Source organism: Propioniciclava flava (assembly GCF_004126535.1).
Classification (GTDB): Bacteria; Actinomycetota; Actinomycetes; order Propionibacteriales; family Propionibacteriaceae; genus Propioniciclava; species Propioniciclava flava.
In genome coordinates, this window is the sequence record NZ_PPCV01000002.1 from 127,954 (window position 1) to 147,798 (window position 19,845).

The following is a 19,845-nucleotide window of genomic DNA, read 5'->3' on the forward strand; positions in this document are numbered from 1 at the left end:
ACCTCCTAGGCTGAGCGCGTGACGCAGTTCTTCACCGAGTCGTTCCGGTCCGAGTTCGACAAGCAGGCCTCCCTCATGGGGCGGTTCAACCTGGGCGTGTTCGGCAAGACGGGCGTGGGAAAGTCGACGCTCATCAACGCCGTGTTCGGCGAGGAGGTCGCTGCCACGGGCATCGGCGAACCGGTCACCCAGGATTCGCACCTCTACGTCGGCATTCATGGCACGCTCGGGCTCATCGACACTCGTGGTGTGGAGATCGGCCGCGACGACAAGGCCCTCATCAAAGACATCAAGGGCTTCGTCGCGCAACAACGCAGGCTTCCGCTGCCCGAGCAGATGCACGCTGCCTGGTATTGCGTGCGGGCTTTGGATCGCCGCTTCGAAGATTCCGAGGCCGAGGTCATCAAGACTTTGGCGGCCCTCGACGTGCCCGTCGTCCTCGTGTTCACCCAGGTCCCTTCCCGCAACGGCGTCCTGCACCCTGACGCCGAGGCGCTCGCGCGGCACATCGTCTCCTTGAACCTGCCCATCGTGGGCGGACGCCCGTTCCCCACCAACGCTTTGAGGGATCCCTTCACGGATCAGCCGCCCCACGGCTTGGTGGAGTTACTGAACGCCACCTTTCTGGTTGTCCCAGATGCGGTCCACGCAGCTCTTGCCGCCGCGCAAAAAATCGATCTGGACGCCAAAGCGCGACAAGCAAACCGGGCGATAGGCGCCGCCGTCGGTGGAGCAGCCGCGGCGGCGGCCGTTCCGATCCCGTTCAGTTCGGCGGCGATCCTCGTTCCCTTGCAGTTGGGGATGATGGCCCGGATCGCCCAGCTCTACAGCATCCCCTTCGACCGTGCTGCGCTCATGGCCGTGGCGTCCACCTCGATCGCCACGACGGCGGGACGGTCGGCCGCCACCGGGCTGCTCCAGCTCATCCCCGGGGCGGGCACGATCGCGGGCGGGGCGATCAACGCCTCAGTGGCCTCGGGCTTCACCTTGGCGATGGGCCAGTCGTGGCTGGCAGTGTGCCAGCGCATCACGGCCGGTCAACTCGGTGCGATCGGGGAGGCACTGGACTCATCGGCGGTGAAGGCGCTGTTCGAGGAGGAGTTCCGTAAGCGCGCCCCGCGGGTGCGGCGTGAGCGCCCCTGACGCGCGATCAACGCCGCGAACGTGGAGTGATCGCGGCCTGCGAACAGCATGAGATGCTGCTCCGCAACCGCTACGCACATGATGCGTGAGGGGGCCGCACTCACGACGAGTGCGGCCCCCTCACACCATCGTTCAGTCCCTCTTGGCGCGGTTGCGGGTGCGGGCCCGCTCGTTGGCGTCCAGGATGGTCTTCCGGATCCGCACGGCCTCAGGGGTGACCTCCAGGCACTCGTCGGCGCGGCAGAACTCCAAAGCCTGTTCCAGCGAGTACTTGCGGGCCGGGATGAGACGCTCAAGTTCGTCACCGGTGGCCGAGCGCACGTTGGTGAGCTTCTTCTCCTTGGTGGGGTTGACGTCCATGTCGTCGGGGCGGGCGTTCTCGCCGACGATCATGCCCTCATAGACCTGCTCGGTCGGGGAGACGAACATGACGCCGCGTTCCTGCAGGTTGAACAGGGCGTACGCGGTGACCGAGCCCATGCGGTCGGCGACCAGCGAGCCCGTCGTCCGGGTCTTGATCTCGCCCGCCCAGGGTTCGTAGCCCTCGAACACGTGGTTCATGATGCCGGTGCCGCGGGTCTCGGTCAGGAACTCGGTGCGGAACCCGATCAGGCCGCGCGCCGGGACGACGAACTCCAAGCGCACCCAGCCGGTGCCGTGGTTGATCATCTGCTCCATGCGGCCCTTGCGGGTGCCCATGAGCTGAGTGACGGTGCCGAGGTGCTCCTCGGGGACGTCCACGGTGAGGCGCTCGACCGGTTCTTGGGTCTTGCCATTGATCTCGCGCAGCAGCACCTCAGGCTTGCCGACGGTCAACTCGAAGCCCTCGCGGCGCATCATCTCCACCAGGACGGCCAACTGGAGTTCGCCACGACCCTGAACCTCCCAGGTGTCGGGGCGGTCGGTGTTGTTGACCTTGATCGACACGTTGCCGATGAGTTCTTGGTCCAGCCGGGCGCGCAGCAGGCGAGCGGTCAGCTTCTTGCCCGAGCGGCCCGCGAGCGGAGAGGTGTTGATGCCGATCGTCATCGAGATCGACGGCTCGTCCACGTGGATCAACGGCAGCGGACGCGGGTCGGCGGGATCCGACAGCGTCTCACCGATGGTGATCTCCGGGATGCCCGCGATGGCGACGATGTCGCCGGGGCCAGCCGAATCCGCCGGAACCCGCTCCAGGGCGTTCGTGATCAGCAGTTCGGACAGCTTGACGTTTTGCACGGTGCCGTCGCGACGGATCCACGCCACCTGCTGGCCCCGCTTGATCGTGCCCTCGACGATGCGGCACAACGCGAGACGACCCAGGTAGGGGGAGGAATCGAGGTTGGTGACGTGCGCCTGCAGGGGGGCGCCCTCGGTGTAGGTGGGGGCGGGAATCGTCTCCATGATGACCTCGAACAAAGCCTCGAGGTTGTCTTCATCGGGCATGCCACCATCGGCGGGCTGGTTGCGGGACGCGCGACCGGCCTTGGCTGCGGCGAAGATGATCGGGAAGTCGAGCAGTTCGGCCTGCTCGTCGTCCACGAGATCCATGAACAGGGCGTACACCTCGTCGACGACCTCGCTGATGCGGGCGTCGGCGCGGTCGACCTTGTTGATGACGACGATGATCGGCAGCTTCTTGGCCAGCGCCTTACGCAGCACGAAGCGCGTCTGGGGCAGGGGGCCTTCGGAGGCGTCCACGAGAAGGACGACACCGTCGACCATCTCCAAGCCGCGCTCAACCTCGCCACCGAAATCGGCGTGGCCGGGGGTGTCGATGATGTTGACGGTCACCTGGTGACCGTTCGCCATCGTGTGCTCGACGGCGGTGTTCTTCGCGAGAATGGTGATGCCCTTCTCGCGTTCGAGATCCATCGAATCCATGACGCGGTTCTCGACGTCCTGGTTTTCGCGGAAGGCGCCGGACTGCCACAGCATGGCGTCCACCAAGGTGGTCTTGCCGTGATCGACGTGGGCGATGATGGCGACGTTGCGCAGATCAGCGCGTGTGGGCATGCAGGACTCCGAAACCTTCGGTGGATTGACGCTTAATCCTACGCACCGGGACGCCCCGAGCGTTAATGCCCCCTTGCCGCGCCCCGCGGACGAGACGAAGCCGCGCCCGCGGCGTCCACGTTCGGACGCCGCGGGCGCGGCCCTGATCGGGGGTCAGTGGTTCTCGCCCACGGCCTTCTTCAGGTCGTGGGGGAGTTCCACCCCGGTCTGGACGCGCGAGTGATGCCCGGACCACACGAAGTAGATCACCAGCCCGATCGCGAGCCACACCAGGAAGCGGATCCACGTCTCCACCGAGAGGTTCAGCATCAGGTAGAGGCAGATCGCCGCGGAGATGATCGGCAGCACCGGGGAGAACGGCACCTTGAACGTTCGGGGGATGTCGGGGCGCTTCTTGCGCAGCACCGGGATGCCGATCGACACGAGCACGAACGCGCTCAGCGTGCCGATGTTGACCATCTCCTCCAGCATGCCGACCGGCGTCAGGCCGGCGATCAGCGCGCACACCACGGTGACGATGGCGGTGATGCGGGCCGGCGTCCGGTGCACCGGGTGCACCTTGGCCAGGCTCATCGGCAGCAGGTTGTCGCGCGACATCGCGAAGATGATGCGGGTGGCGCCGACGAGCAGGGTGAGCACGACGGTGGTCAGGCCAGCGACGGCACCCGCCGAGATGAGCGTGGCCATCCAACCCTGCCCGTGGAACACGAACGCGTTGGCCAGCGCCGCCGCGGGGTCCAGATCCTTGTAGGAAACCATGCCGGTCACCACGAGCGCGACGGCGCAGTACAGGACGGTGCAGATGATCAGCGTGGCGATGATGCCGATGGGCAGGTCGCGCTGGGGTCGCTTGGTCTCCTCGGCGGTGGTCGCCACGACGTCGAAGCCGATGTAGGCGAAGAACACCAGCGAGGCGCCGGCGATGACGCCGCCCCACCCGAACGCCATGGGGGTCGCGCCGCCCAGGGCCTGCAGCAGCGGCTGCGTCCAGCCGGTGACGGCCTCGGTGGCCTGCGGTTCCGGCACGAAGGGGGTGTAGTTGGCCGGGTTGATGAACTGCAGGCCGGCCACGATGACGAACAGCACGATGAAGAGCTTCAGGGCGACCAGCACCATGTTGACCCGCATCGACTCCTTGATGCCGAACCCGACCAGCATGCCGAGCACGCAGACCAGCAGCACGGCCGGGAGATCGACCACGCCGCCGTACGCGACCTGCTCGGGAATGATAATTCCGAAGTTTTCAAGGAATACGCCCAGATAGGCGCTCCATCCTTGCGCCACAACGGACGCACCGAGGAACATTTCCAGGATCAGATCCCAGCCGATGATCCAGGCGAAGAACTCGCCCAGCGAGGCGTAGCTGAACGTGTAGGCCGACCCCGAGACCGGGACGGTGGAGGCGAACTCCGCATAACACATCGCTGCCAGGCCGCAGCAGATCGCCGCGAGCACGAAGCTGAGCACGATCGCGGGGCCGGTCATGGTGTGCGCGACGCGCCCGGTCAGCGTGAAGATGCCGGCGCCGATCACCACGCCGACGCCGAAGACGGTCAGGTCGAGGGCCGTGAGCGACTTCTTGAGCTGGTATTCGGGCTCGTCGGTGTCGGCGATCGATTGCTCGATGCTCTTGGTGCGCAGTAGATCCATGGCTGCTCCTGGTGCGTCCGGCGTCGGGGTGCGGGTTGAAAATACCCTGCTCGGGGCTGATCCGCAGCTTCTTGTGCGAGGTGGCTCGCCATGGTGGGGTGTCGGGTTATCTCTGCTTCGTCGGCGGATTCCCCGCGCTGGGGTTCGGGAGGGTAACCGCGTGCGGGCTAGGGGAGTCGCTCGCGGGTGACGGCTTTACGCCAAGATTCATGGTGGGGGTGCGGGTTGCCGCTTGGTATTGTGCCAAATGATGCTTGGTGCGGTGAAAACAGCATTTCTTGAGGGTGCGTGTTCGCTTTCGAGGCGAGGGGTATTCCGGGGTGGTGCTCGCGTGAGAAGCGCGGTGGCCTGCTCACGTGCCACCCCTCACCGACGCCGCTGCCTGGCCGCAGACCTGCAGGCTCCGAGTCGGGGTGCGGGCGGGGTTTCCCGTTCGGCTTCTCGTCACTGACGGGGCAGGATCAGGGCCAACTGTGAAAAGATCGCGGCATGCGCGGCATTATCTTGGCAGGCGGCTCCGGCACGCGGCTTCACCCCGTGACCCAGGCCACCTCGAAGCAACTCGTCCCCGTCTATGACAAGCCGATGATCTATTACCCGCTCTCGACGCTGATGTTCGCGGGGATCAAGGACGTGCTCGTCATCACCACCCCGCATGAGGCCGACGGATTCCGCCGCCTCCTCAAGGACGGTTCGGGGTTCGGCATCAACATCACGTATGCGACCCAGGACGAACCCAAGGGCTTGGCGCAAGCGTTCACAATCGGTGCCGACTTCGCCCGCGGGCACAAGTGCGCGCTCGTCCTGGGTGACAACATCTTCTATGGCCCAGGGCTGGGGCGGCAGCTCAGCAGCTTCTCCGATGTCGACGGTGCGGCCGTGTTCGCCTACTGGGTCGATGATCCGACCGCCTATGGCGTCGTGGAGTTCGATGACGAGTTCACGGCGTTGTCCATCGAGGAAAAGCCCGCCGCGCCGAAGTCGCACTACGCGGTTCCGGGGCTGTACTTCTACGACGAGCAGGTCGTCGACATTGCGGCCAACCTGAAGCCGTCCGCCCGGGGCGAGTACGAAATCACCGACGTTAACCGGACGTACCTCGAGCAGGGGCGCCTGCGGGTGTCGGTGCTGCCTCGTGGCACCGCCTGGCTCGACACGGGCACGTTCGACTCCCTCAACGACGCCGGCAACTTCGTGCGCACGATCCAGGCCCGGCAGGGCCTCCAGGTCGGCTGCCCCGAGGAGGTCGCCTGGCGCCAAGGCTTCCTCAGCGATGACGACCTGCGTGTCCGCGCTGAGGGCCTGGCGAAGTCCGGCTACGGCGACTACCTGCTCAACTTGCTCAATCAGGCCAAGTAGTCGACCAGCAAGGCGTCGGCCGCGGGCGGGACGAACCCGGTCGCGGCCAGCTTGCTCAGGTCGAGCGTGCTGTGCTCGGGGCGCGGCGAGATCGTCTTGCCCGCAGCGAACTCGGCCGTCGATTGCGGTGAGACCGCCTCCGGATCCGCCCCGACGATCTCGAAGACGCGGCGTGCGATCGCGAACCAGCTCAGCGTCGGCCCCTCGTTGGTGAGGTTGTAGGTGCCAGGCTCAGGACGCTGCGTGAGCAGGTGCTGAATGCCGGAGGCGAGCGTCGACGTGAACGTCAAACGACCGAACTGGTCATCGACCACCGACGGGGTGACGCCCTTGGCGGCGAGGTCGCGCATCGTCGCAACGAAGTTGCGGCCGTCGCCGATCACCCAACTCGTGCGAACGATGTAGTGGTCCGGCAGCGTGGCGACCAGAGCATCCCCCGCAGCCTTCGTCGCCCCATAGGTGCCGAGCGGCGTGAACGGCTCATCCTCAGTGTGCGGCGTCCTGGTGCCGTCAAAGACGTAGTCGGAGGAGACGTGCACCAGCGTGATGCGGTGGTGACGGCACACGTCGACCAGGTTCTTCACCGCCGTCACGTTGGACGCCCACGCACCCAAACGCCCTTCGGGGGTTTCGGCCGCGTCCACGGCCGTCCACGCGGCAGCGTTGATGATGGTGCCCACTCCTTGCCAGGGATAGGCGCGCACCGCCTCGGCGTCGCTGAGATCCAGATCAGCCAGATCGAGGGGGGTGGCGTCGGGGTACAGCACCTGGAGGGCGCGTCCCAGTTGGCCGTGAGCGCCCAGGATGACGGTGGTGCGGGGTTGCATGGGCGTCACCGCAGCCAGTCGAGGATGCCCGGCGTCGGCGTCGGAGATGATCGCCTCCGTCAGCGGGATCGGCCACGCGATGGCGGCAGTCTCATCGCCCAGGTTGAGATAGGTGTAGGACGCCCGGGCCTGGGGGCTCCAGTGGTCGTTGACCAGGTAGGAGTAGGTCGTGTTGTCGGCCAGAGCCTGGTACCCGTTGGCCACCCCACGCGGCACGAAGACCGCCTGGTCGGTGCCCATCTCCAAGGTGAACGGTGTGCCGAAGCTCGCGCCGGGGCGAAGATCCACCCAGGCGCCCAGGATGCGCCCTGAGGCGAGCGAGACCAGCTTGTCCCACGGCTCGGCGTGCAGGCCGCGCGTGACGCCACGCTCGGCGTTGAACGACATGTTGTTTTGTACGGGGCCGAAGTCAGGCAACCCGAGGGCCACCATCTTCTCCCGCTGCCAGTTCTCCTTGAACCAGCCGCGCTCGTCGCCGTGGACGGGAAGATCGATGACCAGGAGGCCCGGGATCGGGGTGGCGTGCACCGCCAGGTCGGCCGTCACTGGCCCGTCCTTTCATACTTGGCTTCCGTGGCGGCCTTCATCGGACGCCACCAGTCTTCGTTGTCCCGGTACCACTCGATGGTGGCGGCCAGGCCCTCCTCGAAGGAGGTGTAGCGCGGCGCCCAGCCCAGTTCGCTGCGCAGCTTGGAGGAGTCGATGGCGTAACGCAGGTCGTGGCCGGGGCGGTCGTTGACGTGGACGTAGTCCTCGGGGTCGCGCCCCATCAGCCGCAAGATGGCCTCAATGACCGTCTTGTTGTTCTCCTCGCCGTCGGCGCCGATCAGGTAGGTCTCCCCAATGCGTCCGGCCTCGATGATCCGCAGCACGGCCGCATTGTGGTCGTCGACGTGAATCCAATCCCGCACGTTCAACCCTGCGCCGTACAGCTTGGGGCGTTCGCCGTCGATCACGTTGGTGATCTGGCGAGGGATGAACTTCTCGACGTGCTGGAACGGCCCGTAGTTGTTGGAGCAGTTGCTGATCGTCGCCTGCACGCCAAACGAACGCACCCACGCGCGCACCAGCAGGTCGGAGCCCGCCTTGGTGGAGGAATAGGGGGAACTGGGGTTGTAGGGCGTCCACTCGTGGAAGCGGTCGGGGTCGTCCAACTCAAGGTCGCCGTAGACCTCGTCGGTGGAGATGTGGTGGTAGCGCACCCCGTGGCGGCGCACGGCCTCCAGAAGTTGGTAGGTGCCGACCAGGTTGGTCTGCACGAACGGGCTGGGGTCATTCAGCGAGTTGTCGTTATGGGATTCGGCCGCAAAGTGGACCACGACGTCGGCGTCACCGACCAGGCGGTTGACCAACTCCGCGTCGCAAATGTCGCCGTGGACAAGCTCGACGCGGTCAGCGGGCAAGGACGTCACCGACTCCGCACGCGCGGCATAGGTCAGCTTGTCCAGCACGACGACGCGGGCGTCGGTGTGTGCCAGCAGGTGCCGAACGAAGTTGGTGCCGATGAACCCGGCACCTCCGGTCACGAGGTAGTTGCTCACGACGATCACCCTAGCGTGGGGTGCCGCTGGCGATGGCACTCCAGGGGGCGACGACCACGTGGGCGACGGGCCGGAGGCCGCCGATCACGAGTGAGGGCGGTGCCCAGCCTCAATCGCCACACGCGCCAGGCGCCAGTAGCCCTGCAGGACGCGCTCCAGGACGCGACCCGCCGCAGGCATCTCCTCTTGCGGAGCAGTGAAGCGAGTGACGAGGTAGGGGACCAGGGCCGCATCAGGCAACCGCCGGGCGGCCTGAACGGTGCGTCGGCGCCGGGCAATGGTGCCCGGATGGGTGATCAGCCAGGCCCAGCCCTTGATCTTCTGCCCAGCCCACCCCTGTGCGACGGCCAGCGCGAGCATGGCGATCTCCAGGGCGAGGAGCGGCAGAGCCAAGGCGGCGAGCGTGCGTCCTTCATGGCAGGTCATCAAGAACAGGATGCGATTGCGCTCCAGGAGGTAGTTCTTGATGCGCGTTCGGCCGTACTCGTAGTGGTGCCAGCATGCGGCGTCCGCCAGCACGGTGACAGGAAGGCCTAGCTGCCGGGTGCGCCACGACAGATCCAGATCCTCGTGATAAGCGAAGTACTCCTCGGGGAACCCGCCCACGCGATCCCAATGGCTCCGCGTCAGCGCCATGCAGGCGCCGCTGGCCGACGCGAAGCTCCCCTCTGCCGGGGCCTGAGTGCGGGGGAGCCCCATCATCCCCGCCCAGGACAGGCCGAGGATGTGCAGCGGATTGCCGGCCGAATTGATCGTGTCCGGCTCGTCATTCAGCAGAATCAAGGCACCGGCGATGCCGTCCTGCTCCACCACCTTCGCCGTCAGAAGCGCGATGCAATCGGGGGCGACGTGGGCGTCGGAGTTCAGCATGCAGATGATCTCGCCACGAGAGTGGGCCACCCCCAGGTTCACCCCTCCTGCGAACCCGGTGTTCCTACCTGGGGAGACGATCGTGATGCGCGGGTCGAGGCCGCGGATAGCGGCTACCGATTCCTGGGCGCCATTGTCGACGACGACCACTTCCACGTCGACGCCCTCAGACGCCAGAGCCGATTGAACCGACTCGACCAACCATGGCTCGTCCCCGTATGCCAGGACCACGACACTGACCAGCATAAAAACCTCCTGTGGGATCGGGCGTAGCCTAGCGGCCTTCATCACCAAGCGTGCCGGTAGGCTCGGGGCGGCCGAGCGGTGAGGGAGTCCATGGAGAGCCTGCGATACATCAGTTGCGTTGCCGGGCGTCGCCTTTCGCGTGTGATGTCGCTGGCCCGCGTCGGATGTGCCGCTGAAGGAGGCGAGGCGAGGTGACCGTGCCCCACGGCGACGAAACGCAGGTGGAGAGACCTCGAACGGCCGACGTCGGACGGACCATGTTTTGGCTCACGTTCGGGACCCTCCTCTACGTGGCGGCGCAGTGGGTCTTGACGGTGATCGTCTTCAAGCTGGCCGGTCCTGAAGCTAACGGCGACTACACGCTGGGCTTGTCGTCCTCGAATGTGGCGTATGCGGTCGTGATGTTCGGTATGCGTCCCTACCAAATCTCCGACACGCGCGGCGAGTTCGCCGATAGGACCTATTTCGCCTCCCGGGCGTTGACGAGTCTCCTGGCGATCGGTTCGGCCCTGCTCATCTTTCCGTTCACCGCGGACTTTGCGCGGCTGTGGCCTCTTTTGGTGGTCTTCTTGCTGTTCCGGCTCACCGAGGGATGGATGGACGTGTTTCATGGCGTCCTCCAGAAGGCCAATCGAATGGATAAGGCGGGGGTTGCCCTCATCGTCCGCGCGGTCGTCATCACTGCCGTGTTCTCGATCCTGATGGCGGTGACAGGATCAGTGTTCATTGCCGTCAGCGGCATGTTGGTGGTGTCGGTCCTGGCCCTCATCGTCCTCGAGTGGCGCTGGACGAAGCCCTACGTGGACTCGGTGCCCCTAGCGGCGGCGGGTGGCTGGCGGCGGGCTGCGGAACTGGTGCGCCACTGCGTCCCCTTGCTGGCGGCGAACCTGGCCTACTCGGCGATCCTCTTCATGTCGAGGAACTCCGTGGGAGATATCTGGGGCCCGGGTGTCCTCGGCTTCTACGGGGCGATCTCGGCACCCCTCTTGCTCGTTCCGTTGATCGTTTCGTCGCTCTACACGCCTTTCATGGGGCACCTCGCCGAGTACAAGCTGTCAGGCCAGGTGCGCCGCCTCATGACGTTGGCAGGGCAGCTCATGGGGGCGATTCTGGGCCTGATCACGATCGCCTTCGTGCTCCTGCCCTGGGTTGGTCCGCCGATCCTCGCGCTGATCTTCGGGTCCTCCATCCTCGATCACATGGACCTGCTCATCCCTGTGGCGGCCAGCGTGAGCCTGACTGCGCTCGTCGGGTTCGGTAACGCGGTCTTGACGTCCGTGCGCAGGGTTGGCTGGACGATGCTGGCGGCCGCCGTCGCCGTCGTGCTGGTGTTCTTCATCGGAGATCACTTGGTCACGGCCTATGGGGCGAACGGTGCGAGTTTCGCGCTGGTCCTGGGGCAAGGGGCGCAACTGCTGGTGACGTTGATTGGGTTCCTGGTGTCGCTACGGTCGTTGCGCCCTGCACCGTCGGCGCAGCGCTAGGCGAAAGAACTGGCCTAGCCGCTGCGCTTCCTCGTGAGGGGAGCGCTTAGGAGGGGGTCACGTCTCCGTCATAGAGGGTTCCACTGGGCAGATAGCGGGCTGCAACCTTGCCGCTGAGTGCGTGCGCCAGCCCCGTGCCAAACGCGCGTAGATGGGTCAGGCGATCGGGGCCGAAGGCCGCCATGGTGACGACGGTCCGAGCCATGTAAAACACGTACTCGAGCCCCCACCCCGGGAAAGCGGCCGCGTTCTCACGGAACAGGATGAGCCCATTGCGAGCGATCCAGTAACGGCGCCAGGGGGCGTAGCGCAGCACCCGCACCTTCCAAAAGAGAAACCGGTGAGTGTGGCCGTCGCCGATGGAGTGGGGGAGCCGCGTTGAACGGTCCAAGACGACACGAACGCCGGAACGGCGAAGCTTCAAGCAGAAGTCGTTGTCAACCCAGTCCACGAAGAAATCGGTGCGGAACCTCGGCACGGTCAGGAAGCAGGACCTCCGGACGAGCATTCCCGACGTGATGAGGGAGTAGCGGTCAGCCAAGACGTCATGGCGCCCTTCGAACCGCTCGTAGCCCTCCCCGGTCTCGGCATCGTAGGGGGCTGGCCCGACCGCGCCGATGCTGGGATCCTCAAGGAGGTGCTGCGCGAGGCGCGGCACGAGCTTGGGGGGAAGTTCAGAGTCCTGATCGAGGAACAGTACGGCGTCCGTGTCAGCTCCCAGGGCATCCAGGCCGGCGTTGAGTGCCGCTGCCAATCCCTCGTTGTGTCCGGAGCGGAGAACGAGGACACGAGGGTCGTCGAGGGTGTCTGATGCGGAGACGGCCCCCAGGGGGGTGTTGTCGATCACGATCACCGCCTGGCATGAGCCGAGCGCGGCAAGAACCGCAGACGTCAAGCGTGCATCGGGGTGATAGGCCGTGACGAGGGCGGTGACGCGCAGAGCAGGATCAGAATCCATGATCATCCCTTCGGCTGGGGGCGGCAGTAGATCCGGGCGAAGAGGGTGGTGAGCCGGAGCCGGTCCACGATGACCATCGCGAGGATCGTCATGCGTGCCTGGGTGGTTTCCCCCGGAGGCCCCATCAGTTCCCGAGCCGACAAGGCCCCGCAGTGCGTCTTGTACCAGTGGAACAGCGCTGACTGAGCGTCGATGAAGTCGCGAGGGGTGCTGTGCCTGCCGGAGAACAGCAGATAGAACACGATCGTGCGCAGCAGGTAGTAGCGCACCTCGACGGTGTCTCTCAGCGCCGCGGCGGCCCCACGGATCTCGTTCAGCAGCGTCAGCAGGGGTGCCGTGTCGTCGGGGGTCAAGCCCTGCTGTGACGTGTTGGACACCGACGCGGTGTTGAAGAACCAGTTGTAGCCGACGTAGTCGATGTGCTGCCACGCGCTTGTCGCAGCGATTTCAGCGACCGTGAAGACGGTGTCCTCGCCGTACTTGTTGCTCAGGAAACGTACGCCATGCTCAAGCAGAAAAGCCCGAGAGTGAATTTTCGCCCACGCGGCCACGACAATGAAGCGTGCATAGAAGTCGCGCCCCGGAGTGACGGTGACGCGCACGCGCCCCGCTTCGTCTGGTCGTCGGTAGCCGCCATAGGCGACGTCCGCGCCGGAGGCGACAATGGCGTCGTAGAACGTGCGGCAATAAGTGCTGTCCACCCAATCGTCTTGATCGACGAACATGACGTAGACCCCGCGCGCCTCGTCGATGCCACGGTTCCGCGTTGCTGCGACGCCCATGTTGGGATGCTGCAGCCCGCGCACGCACTGGGGGTGCGCCTGGTGGTAGCGGTCGATGATCGTGCCTGAGGAGTCCGTTGAGCCGTCGTCCAGGAGCAGGATCTCGAGGTCGTCGGACGGGAAACCCTCTTGCGCAAGCAGAGAGTCCAAGCAGCGGGCCAGATAGGTGGCCCCGTTGTAGACCGGGACGATGACAGTTAGCTTCTTGGTTGAGCTTGCTGGGTCGTTCGCGGGGAGGGGGGCGCTGCGGGGCCCGCTACCCGTGTCGACCTCGTCCGTCACGGGTGATCGCCTTCGCGCTCATCGCTGGTACTGATGCACGGGTGATCGCCTTCGCGCTCATCGCTGGTACTGATGGGAGCTATCGACCGGTGAGTTTCCTCGCTCGAACCGGCCTCTGGGCTCGTCGTGGACGTGTGACACAGGCGGCCTCGATACCGTTCGGCGGCGTCCAGGAGGGCCAGGCGGCGACCCAACTGATACATCACTCGTCGGTTGGCCTGGGCGCGCGTGTACTGGGTCAAGGCGTAGACGACGAAGGCGACAGTGAGGCCGTACAGAAGCAGATCTGCTCCTCGGCCAATCCCGATGGCGTTCGCCGCAGCGGTGGTAACCTGGGGGATCAAGACGCTCACGATCATGGCGATCATGAGGGCCACGATCCCGACCTTTTTGAGCGCGCTGATGGTGCTGGGAGGCTGGCGGGCGACGAACCAGAGCACCCAAAGCACCACGAGGATGACAACGATCTGAACCCACATCAGCGAGCCACCTTCCGCAGCAGCGTGTCGAAGGCAATGTTGACGGCGTTGATGGCCTGCTGTCCCTTGGCCCGGCTGTAATCGGTGTAGATGATCTGCACCGGGACCTCGCAGTAGGTGTATTTGTTGCGGCGGATGATCTCCAGGATCTCGGAGGCGTGAGACATGTCCGGCATCGAGATGTTGATCTCATCGGCCACGCGCTTGGTGAAAACCCGCAAGCCATTGTGGGTATCGGTGAGTTTCACCCCCGACGTTGCGTTGCTGAACGCGATGGCCGCCTTCAGCACGGAACGCTTCGAACGCGACATCCCGACAGCCTCGGTGCCCAGGAAGCGCGATCCCAGAACCATGTCCTTGCCTTCGCGTTCGATCACCTCCAGCATGGTGGCGACGTCTTCGAGGCGATGCTGGCCGTCGGCGTCAAAGGTGACGACGTAGCGGATGCCGGGGAGCGTCCGCACGAACTCGATCCCCGTTTGGAGGGCTGCGCCCTGACCCATGTTGATCGGGTGATTCACCAGGTAGGCGCCACCAGCCTGGATCTGGGCGGCGGAGTCGTCGGTGCTGCAGTCGTTGACAGCGACCACTTCGGAGTAGTGCTCCCGCACCGATTCGATGACGTCTTTGACCACCTTGCCTTCGTTGTATACGGGGATCACGAAGGCGACATCGCTCCTCATAAGGTCTCCTGATACATCCGGTTGGTCACGCAGGCCACTGTATCCGTCCCGGACGCCGCCGTTGGTGAAGGCGCGTGGCGTGCGTGGCCGCACTAACGGCAGGCGGTAATCCGGTAGAGCGCCACGCTGCCTTCGCGATCCACCAGTTCGAATCCCGGGGCGGTGTCCAACGAGTCGAACCCGGGGAAGGGGTGGTCGGCTTGGGGAGTGACCTCTTGGTCGCCGAAGTCGAGCACATAGTCCACGCCCATATCGCGAATGGCGGGGCAGACGATGGGGTTGGTGGTGGCCTCGTCGAGACTGAACTGGAGGATGTCCAGGTCGCGCGTGGGGGTATAGAACACGTGCTTGGTCGTGGTCTGGATCCCCGTAAAGGCGTAGACGAGAGACGAGCCGTTCCACGGGTTGGTGGCGATGATCGCGCTGGGGGGAACCTCCTGAGGGATCCGGTGGATGAGGGCCAACTCGTCGGTGGTGAGGATCCAGGACCCTTCGCTCAGGGCGTGGGAGTCGGCCACGCGCCCCAGCGTCTGGGCCATATACGTGCTCGGCTGCGTGGCTACCGTCAAGGCGGCCGCGACGAGGACGCCGACGACTGCCTCCCACAGTGACGCGCTGCCGCGGGGGAGCCGTGCCGCCTGCGAGGCCAGCCACGTGCAACAGGAGGCGAGCCCGAGGGCCGATACCGCCAGCGAAACGACGGCGAGGAGTGCCCCGACCCGATACGGATCGTTGTAGTAGCCGCCCGTCAGCAGTTCGCGCCAGCGGTTCGCGGGACCGCTGGAGACGACCACCCACATGACGGCCACGACGATCCAAGAGGTGACCAGCCAGCGCGCGCCGTGACGCCAGGCGGACACGATTCCTAGCAGCATCAACGCGCTCACCGCCCACGCCGGACCGGGGCCGAAGGGGGCATTCAAGAGGGCCTGCCCCACTGCCTCGAAGCGGGACAATGGCGGATCCCAGGGGGCGTCCCCTGGACGCAGGATCAGCCACACCGCCGCGAAGACGGGCAAGCAGGCCAGGAGGAGGCTGAGGCGCACGATGCTGGTGCGGCGCGGCGTTTGCGGGTCGCGCAGGGTCTTCCACTCCCGGAAGGCGCGGGCGAGGATGGGGGCTGCCACGACCGCCATGAGCGAGAGCAGGGTGGAGGGGTGGCTCAACGCCAACCCTGGGAGGACCAGCGCGCCCAGGACGAGCGCCTGCGCGTCGTAGCGCGAGGAACGGCCAAGGCCCAGGGCTTCCAGCGAGAGCGCGATAGCGACGGGCAGCAGGATGAGCCCGAGGATGTTGGGGTAGAGGATCCCCCACTGCAACAGCAGGAACGGGAACCCGGGGAAGGACGCTGAGAGGATCCCGACGCCGATGAGGGAGGCCCCCGTCGAACGGGTCACGGTGACCGCGAGGTAGAGGCAGCCCAACGGCCATGCGACGGCGAGCATCGTCCAGATCGCAGCGTTCATGGCCACGGTGATGCTGCCGGGGAACACCGTAAACACGAGCGAGGCGTAGCCGTGGAAGGCCGCCGGGTAGAAGGACGATGCTGCTCCCGGATCCATGGCGGTGACGCTGAAGGACGACCCGGTCCCCGCCTCCGCCATGTAGCGCACCAGGCTCAGATGGAAGATGTTGTCGAACAACTGGGAGAACGTGTCAGGGGAGACGTAGATCTCTCGCAGGCAGCGCAGCCAGGCGACGATGCCTGCGGCGGCCCCGACCCACAAAGGCCATTCCTGACGCCATCCCGCCCCCGCGTCCTGGCGAGGGTTGTGGCCCCGGAGCAGGCGATGGGCGCCCCAGGCCGCCGCGGCGAGGAGCAGCGCGAGCGCGGCGGGTGTCCACCAACCCCAGGGGACGCCAAGGAAACCGCCCAGAATGCCGCCCACGCTGATGGTCGTCACGGATAAGGCGGGCGCGAGCGCTACGGCGGCAAAACCCCGGCGGCCAGCAGCGAGCGCGACCACCAGGCCGGGCAGCATCAGGAGTGCGATCGCGTACACGAGGGGCCCCGCGAGGGCAGACCATGGCATGAGGTCATTGTTGCAGGACTCTTCCCAAGGGAGAGGACGTTCGGCGCGCACCTGGTCTGACCAACTGAGCGGGGCTGTCCGGCATGTGGATGATCGGCGACCGAATGCTGACCAATCGTTCGCGCTCCTACGTGGCGTAGGAGCCTAGGTGGCACCATTGAGCCCATGAGCCCACGAACCATCGGTGTGACCGAAGTTGCGTTGCGCGACGCGCACCAGAGCCTCATGGCGACTCGCATGGCCATGGAGGACATGGTCGATGCGTGCGCTGACATCGACGCTGCAGGCTATTGGAGCGTCGAGTGTTGGGGCGGCGCGACCTATGACGCCTGTATCCGATTCCTGAACGAGGATCCCTGGCAGCGCCTGCGGACCTTCCGCGAGCTGATGCCCAACAGCAAGCTGCAAATGCTGCTGCGCGGTCAGAACCTGCTCGGCTACCGCCACTACGAGGACCACGTCGTCGACCGTTTCGTCGAGAAGTCGGCCGAGAACGGCATGGACGTGTTCCGCGTCTTCGACGCCCTCAACGATCCCCGCAACATGGCGCGGGCCATGGAGGCGGTCAAGAAGACCGGCAAGCATGCCCAAGGCACCATCTGCTACACCATCTCCCCGCTCCACACCACCGAGGGCTACGTCAAGCTCGCCGGTCGCCTGCTCGATATGGGCGCCGACTCCATCGCGCTGAAGGACATGGCTGCACTGCTGCAGCCCCAGCCCGCCTACGACATCATCCGCGGCATCAAGGAGACCTACGGCGAGGACGTCCAGATCAACGTCCACTGCCACTCCACCACGGGCGTCACCCTCGTCAGCCTCATGAAGGCCATCGAGGCCGGGGCCGACGTGGTCGACACCGCCATCAGCTCGATGAGCCTCGGGCCGGGCCACAACCCGACCGAGTCGCTCGTCGCGATGCTCGAGGGCACCGAGTACACGACCGACCTGAAGATGGATCGCCTCCTGAAGATCCGCGACCACTTCGCCAAGGTTCGCCCCAAGTACGCCGAGTTCGAGTCGGCGACGCTGGTCGACACCGACATCTTCTCCAGCCAGATCCCCGGCGGCATGCTCACCAACATGGAGAGCCAGCTCCGCGCCCAGGGTGCGGGCGACCGCATCCGCGAGGTCATGGCGGAAGTTCCGCTGGTTAAGGCCGACGCGGGGTACCCGCCGCTGGTCACCCCGTCCTCGCAGATCGTCGGGACGCAGGCCGTGTTCAACGTCCTCATGGGCAAGTACAAGGTCCTCACCGGCGAGTTCGCCGACCTCATGCTCGGCTACTACGGCGAGGCGATGGGGGAGCGTAACCCCGAGGTCGTCGAGATCGCTCACGCCCAGACCAAGAAGGATCCGATCACGGTTCGTCCCGCGGATCTGCTGGCCCCCGAGTGGGACAAGCTCGTTGACGAAGCCACCTCGCTGCCGGGTAACAACGGCACCGACGAGGACGTCTTGACCTACGCCATGTTCCCCGGCGTCGCACCCGGCTTCTTCGAGCATCGCGAGGAAGGCCCCAAGAACGTCGGCAAGACCGCCGAGCAACTGGCCGATGAGGCCTCGAACAAGAACGAAGCCGATCGTGCCGTCAAGGGCCCGATCACCTACCGGGTCTCCCTCGGTGGTCGCGAGCATTCCGTCATCGTGGAAAGGGCATGACAGCCATGGCCAAGAAGCCAAGGAGCATGCAGGAGCAGGCCGACTACGTCCTCCAGCGCCGCGCTGAAGAGCGTCTCGGCGGCGGCGAAGCCCGCCTGCAGAAGCAGCGCGACAAGGGCGTCCTGACCGCCCGGGAGCGCGTCGACGCCCTGCTGGATCCCGACACCTTCCAGGAAGTCGGCCTGTTCCGACGCAACCGGACGGTCACCTTCGGGATGGACAAGGCCAACATGCCCGCCGACGGTGTTGTCACCGGCACGGGCGCAGTGTTCGGACGCCCCGTCCACGTCGCCAGCCAAGACTTCACGGTCGTCGGCGGGTCCGCGGGTGAGACGCACAGCAAGAAGGTCGTCGAGATGATGGAGTCCGCGCTCAAGTGCGGCACCCCGTTCGTCTTCATCAACGATTCCGGCGGCGCGCGCGTCCAGGAGGGCATCGACTCCCTGTCCGGCTACGGCCAGGTGTTCTACAGCAACGTGAAGCTGTCCGGTGCCGTCCCGCAGATCTCGATCATCTCCGGCCCGTGCGCCGGCGGTGCGGCCTACAGCCCGGCGCTGACGGACTTCATCATCCAGACGCGCAAGGGGCACATGTTCATCACCGGCCCGAGCGTGATCCAGCAGGTCACCGGCGAGAAGGTCACCCAGGACGCCCTGGGCGGCGCCGACGCCCACATGAGCGTCTCCGGCGTCAACCACTTCGTCGCCGACAGCGACGAGCAGGCCATCCTGATCGCCAAGAAGCTGCTGAGCTTCCTGCCGCAGAACAACACCGAGGACGCCCCGATCGTCGATCCCGACCCCTACGTGGAGCCGGATCCGGCGATGCTGAACATCGTCCCCACCGATGGGCAGAAGGGCTACGACGTCCGCGAGGTCATCGGCCGCCTGGTCGACCACCAGGACTTCCTCGAGGTCCAGGCTGGGTACGCGATGAACATCGTCGTCGGTTTCGCGCGGATCAACGGCCGTAGCGTCGGCATCGTCGCGAACCAGCCCGCCGTCATGGCTGGCGTCCTCGACATCAACGCGTCCGACAAGGCCAGCAAGTTCATCCGGTTCTGCAACGCGTTCAACATCCCGCTGGTCACCCTGGTGGACGTCCCCGGCTTCCTGCCTGGCGTCGCCCAGGAGCACGGCGGCATCATTCGCCACGGCGCGAAGATGCTGTACGCGTACTCGGCAGCGACCGTCCCGAAGATCACCGTGGTGCTGCGCAAGGCCTACGGCGGCGCCTACCTGGCGATGTGCTCGAAGGACTTGGGTGCGGACGACGTGTTCGCGTGGCCGACCGCCGAGATCGCCGTCATGGGTGCCGAGGGCGCCGCGTCGGTCGTCTTCAAGCGGGAGATCGAGAACGCTGAGGATCCGGTTGCCAAGCGCGAGGAGCTGGTGCAGGAGTACCGCGACACCTTCTCCACGCCGTTCGTGGCCGCGTCGCGTGGCCTGGTGGACGACATCATCAACCCCGAGGACACCCGTCGCAAGGTGGCCATGGCGTTGGAGATCCTGGTGAACAAGCGCGAACTGCGTCCCGCCAAGAAGCACGGCCTCGGGCCGGCCTGATCGGGGGAGAGATGTCCGAAGACGTCAACGTCGAACTGCTCGACGCGGTCAAGGCGCTCAGCTCGCGGGTCGAAGAGCTGGAAACCGAGATCAAGAGCATCAAGCTGCTCAACGCGCAGAACGTGCCAGAGGAGACCATGGTGGCCATCGCGTCCGCCGTGGCCGCCTACCTCGGTCACCGCGCCAAGCGCCGCCAGGCGCACTTCACCCGCTCGGCGTCGTGGCAAAGCACGACCCGTCGGTCCCAGCACGTCCACGCGCCGCTGCACCTGCGGTGATTCGAAAG

16 protein-coding genes are annotated in these 19,845 nt (G+C 65.8%); 6 read left to right on the forward strand and 10 right to left on the reverse strand.

The features are described from left to right. Positions 1 to 18: 18 nt before the first annotated feature. A complete protein-coding gene (locus tag C1706_RS03360; RefSeq protein WP_241653406.1) occupies positions 19 to 1,143 on the forward strand; it encodes a GTPase family protein in 1,125 nt (374 codons plus the stop codon). A 132-nt stretch (positions 1,144 to 1,275) separates the two neighbouring features. Here C1706_RS03360 and typA read toward each other — a convergent pair whose 3' ends face one another. Together typA and C1706_RS03370 are read right to left on the reverse strand one after the other, a co-directional pair. Continuing rightward, a complete protein-coding gene (gene typA / locus C1706_RS03365) occupies positions 1,276 to 3,138 on the reverse strand; it encodes a translational GTPase TypA (RefSeq protein WP_129457830.1) in 1,863 nt (620 codons plus the stop codon). A gap of 153 nt (positions 3,139 to 3,291) precedes the next feature. Then, positions 3,292 to 4,788, reverse strand: coding sequence for an amino acid permease (locus tag C1706_RS03370; RefSeq protein WP_129457831.1), 1,497 nt, complete (start codon positions 4,786 to 4,788; stop codon positions 3,292 to 3,294). Positions 4,789 to 5,277: 489 nt separating this feature from the next. Here C1706_RS03370 and rfbA point away from each other — a divergent pair, with 489 nt between their 5' ends. After that, positions 5,278 to 6,147, forward strand: a complete 870-nt coding sequence (gene rfbA, locus C1706_RS03375) for a glucose-1-phosphate thymidylyltransferase RfbA (RefSeq protein WP_129457832.1) — start codon at positions 5,278 to 5,280, stop codon at positions 6,145 to 6,147. On the opposite strand, the gene C1706_RS03380 is transcribed toward rfbA, so the two are convergent. The 3 genes from C1706_RS03380 to C1706_RS03390 form a co-directional block, all read right to left on the reverse strand. Next, the gene (locus C1706_RS03380; RefSeq protein WP_129457833.1) at positions 6,135 to 7,520 is read right to left on the reverse strand and encodes a sugar nucleotide-binding protein; all 1,386 of its coding nucleotides are present in this window, start codon (positions 7,518 to 7,520) and stop codon (positions 6,135 to 6,137) included. The two genes, rfbA and C1706_RS03380, sit on opposite strands and share 13 nt — an antisense overlap. Continuing rightward, positions 7,517 to 8,515, reverse strand: coding sequence for a dTDP-glucose 4,6-dehydratase (rfbB, locus tag C1706_RS03385; RefSeq protein WP_164987410.1), 999 nt, complete (start codon positions 8,513 to 8,515; stop codon positions 7,517 to 7,519). The genes C1706_RS03380 and rfbB overlap by 4 nt, the downstream gene beginning before the upstream one ends. Positions 8,516 to 8,599: 84 nt before the next feature. Next, on the reverse strand, positions 8,600 to 9,631 hold the full coding sequence (locus C1706_RS03390) for a glycosyltransferase family 2 protein (protein WP_129457834.1): 1,032 nt from the start codon (positions 9,629 to 9,631) through the stop codon (positions 8,600 to 8,602). A gap of 221 nt (positions 9,632 to 9,852) precedes the next feature. On the opposite strand from C1706_RS03390, the gene C1706_RS03395 reads away from it, so the two are divergent. Then, positions 9,853 to 11,115 carry a lipopolysaccharide biosynthesis protein gene (locus C1706_RS03395; RefSeq protein WP_164987411.1) on the forward strand — a complete coding sequence of 421 codons (1,263 nt, stop codon included), beginning with the start codon at positions 9,853 to 9,855 and terminating at the stop codon, positions 11,113 to 11,115. A 46-nt stretch (positions 11,116 to 11,161) separates the two neighbouring features. On the opposite strand, the gene C1706_RS03400 is transcribed toward C1706_RS03395, so the two are convergent. From C1706_RS03400 to C1706_RS03420, 5 genes are all read right to left on the reverse strand, one after another. Next, positions 11,162 to 12,073, reverse strand: a complete 912-nt coding sequence (locus C1706_RS03400) for a glycosyltransferase (protein ID WP_164987412.1) — start codon at positions 12,071 to 12,073, stop codon at positions 11,162 to 11,164. 2 nt (positions 12,074 to 12,075) lie between these two features. After that, a complete protein-coding gene (locus tag C1706_RS03405) occupies positions 12,076 to 13,137 on the reverse strand; it encodes a glycosyltransferase family 2 protein (RefSeq protein ID WP_129457837.1) in 1,062 nt (353 codons plus the stop codon). Continuing rightward, a complete protein-coding gene (locus C1706_RS03410; RefSeq protein WP_129457838.1) occupies positions 13,134 to 13,616 on the reverse strand; it encodes a DUF2304 domain-containing protein in 483 nt (160 codons plus the stop codon). The genes C1706_RS03405 and C1706_RS03410 overlap by 4 nt, the downstream gene beginning before the upstream one ends. Further along, positions 13,616 to 14,299 carry a glycosyltransferase family 2 protein gene (locus tag C1706_RS03415; protein ID WP_129457839.1) on the reverse strand — a complete coding sequence of 228 codons (684 nt, stop codon included), beginning with the start codon at positions 14,297 to 14,299 and terminating at the stop codon, positions 13,616 to 13,618. The genes C1706_RS03410 and C1706_RS03415 overlap by 1 nt, the downstream gene beginning before the upstream one ends. A gap of 92 nt (positions 14,300 to 14,391) precedes the next feature. Then, positions 14,392 to 16,332 (reverse strand): DUF6541 family protein, encoded by a 1,941-nt coding sequence (locus C1706_RS03420; protein ID WP_129457840.1) that lies wholly within the window; start codon positions 16,330 to 16,332, stop codon positions 14,392 to 14,394. 165 nt (positions 16,333 to 16,497) lie between these two features. On the opposite strand from C1706_RS03420, the gene C1706_RS03425 reads away from it, so the two are divergent. Genes C1706_RS03425 through C1706_RS03435 form a run of 3 tightly spaced genes read left to right on the forward strand, consistent with a single transcriptional unit; the run spans position 16,498 to position 19,837 of the window. Then, entirely contained in the window at positions 16,498 to 17,994 is a 1,497-nt protein-coding gene (locus C1706_RS03425) for a methylmalonyl-CoA carboxytransferase subunit 5S (protein WP_129457841.1), read from the forward strand. A gap of 5 nt (positions 17,995 to 17,999) precedes the next feature. Continuing rightward, positions 18,000 to 19,559 carry an acyl-CoA carboxylase subunit beta gene (locus tag C1706_RS03430; RefSeq protein WP_129458074.1) on the forward strand — a complete coding sequence of 520 codons (1,560 nt, stop codon included), beginning with the start codon at positions 18,000 to 18,002 and terminating at the stop codon, positions 19,557 to 19,559. A gap of 11 nt (positions 19,560 to 19,570) precedes the next feature. Continuing rightward, the gene (locus C1706_RS03435) at positions 19,571 to 19,837 is read left to right on the forward strand and encodes a hypothetical protein (RefSeq protein WP_129457842.1); all 267 of its coding nucleotides are present in this window, start codon (positions 19,571 to 19,573) and stop codon (positions 19,835 to 19,837) included. The last annotated feature ends 8 nt before the right edge of the window (positions 19,838 to 19,845 follow it).

Excerpts from the sequence above, each read along its gene's own strand:
- typA (WP_129457830.1), bottom strand. The coding sequence starts at position 3,138 with ATGCCCACACGCGCTGATCTGCGCAACGTCGCCATCATCGCCCACGTC.
- C1706_RS03370 (WP_129457831.1), bottom strand. The coding sequence starts at position 4,788 with ATGGATCTACTGCGCACCAAGAGCATCGAGCAATCGATCGCCGACACC.
- rfbA (WP_129457832.1), top strand. The coding sequence starts at position 5,278 with ATGCGCGGCATTATCTTGGCAGGCGGCTCCGGCACGCGGCTTCACCCC.
- C1706_RS03390 (WP_129457834.1), bottom strand. The coding sequence starts at position 9,631 with ATGCTGGTCAGTGTCGTGGTCCTGGCATACGGGGACGAGCCATGGTTG.
- C1706_RS03400 (WP_164987412.1), bottom strand. The coding sequence starts at position 12,073 with ATGGATTCTGATCCTGCTCTGCGCGTCACCGCCCTCGTCACGGCCTAT.
- C1706_RS03410 (WP_129457838.1), bottom strand. The coding sequence starts at position 13,616 with ATGTGGGTTCAGATCGTTGTCATCCTCGTGGTGCTTTGGGTGCTCTGG.
- C1706_RS03415 (WP_129457839.1), bottom strand. The coding sequence starts at position 14,299 with ATGAGGAGCGATGTCGCCTTCGTGATCCCCGTATACAACGAAGGCAAG.
- C1706_RS03420 (WP_129457840.1), bottom strand. The coding sequence starts at position 16,332 with ATGCCATGGTCTGCCCTCGCGGGGCCCCTCGTGTACGCGATCGCACTC.
- C1706_RS03425 (WP_129457841.1), top strand. The coding sequence starts at position 16,498 with ATGAGCCCACGAACCATCGGTGTGACCGAAGTTGCGTTGCGCGACGCG.
- C1706_RS03430 (WP_129458074.1), top strand. The coding sequence starts at position 18,000 with ATGGCCAAGAAGCCAAGGAGCATGCAGGAGCAGGCCGACTACGTCCTC.
- C1706_RS03435 (WP_129457842.1), top strand. The coding sequence starts at position 19,571 with ATGTCCGAAGACGTCAACGTCGAACTGCTCGACGCGGTCAAGGCGCTC.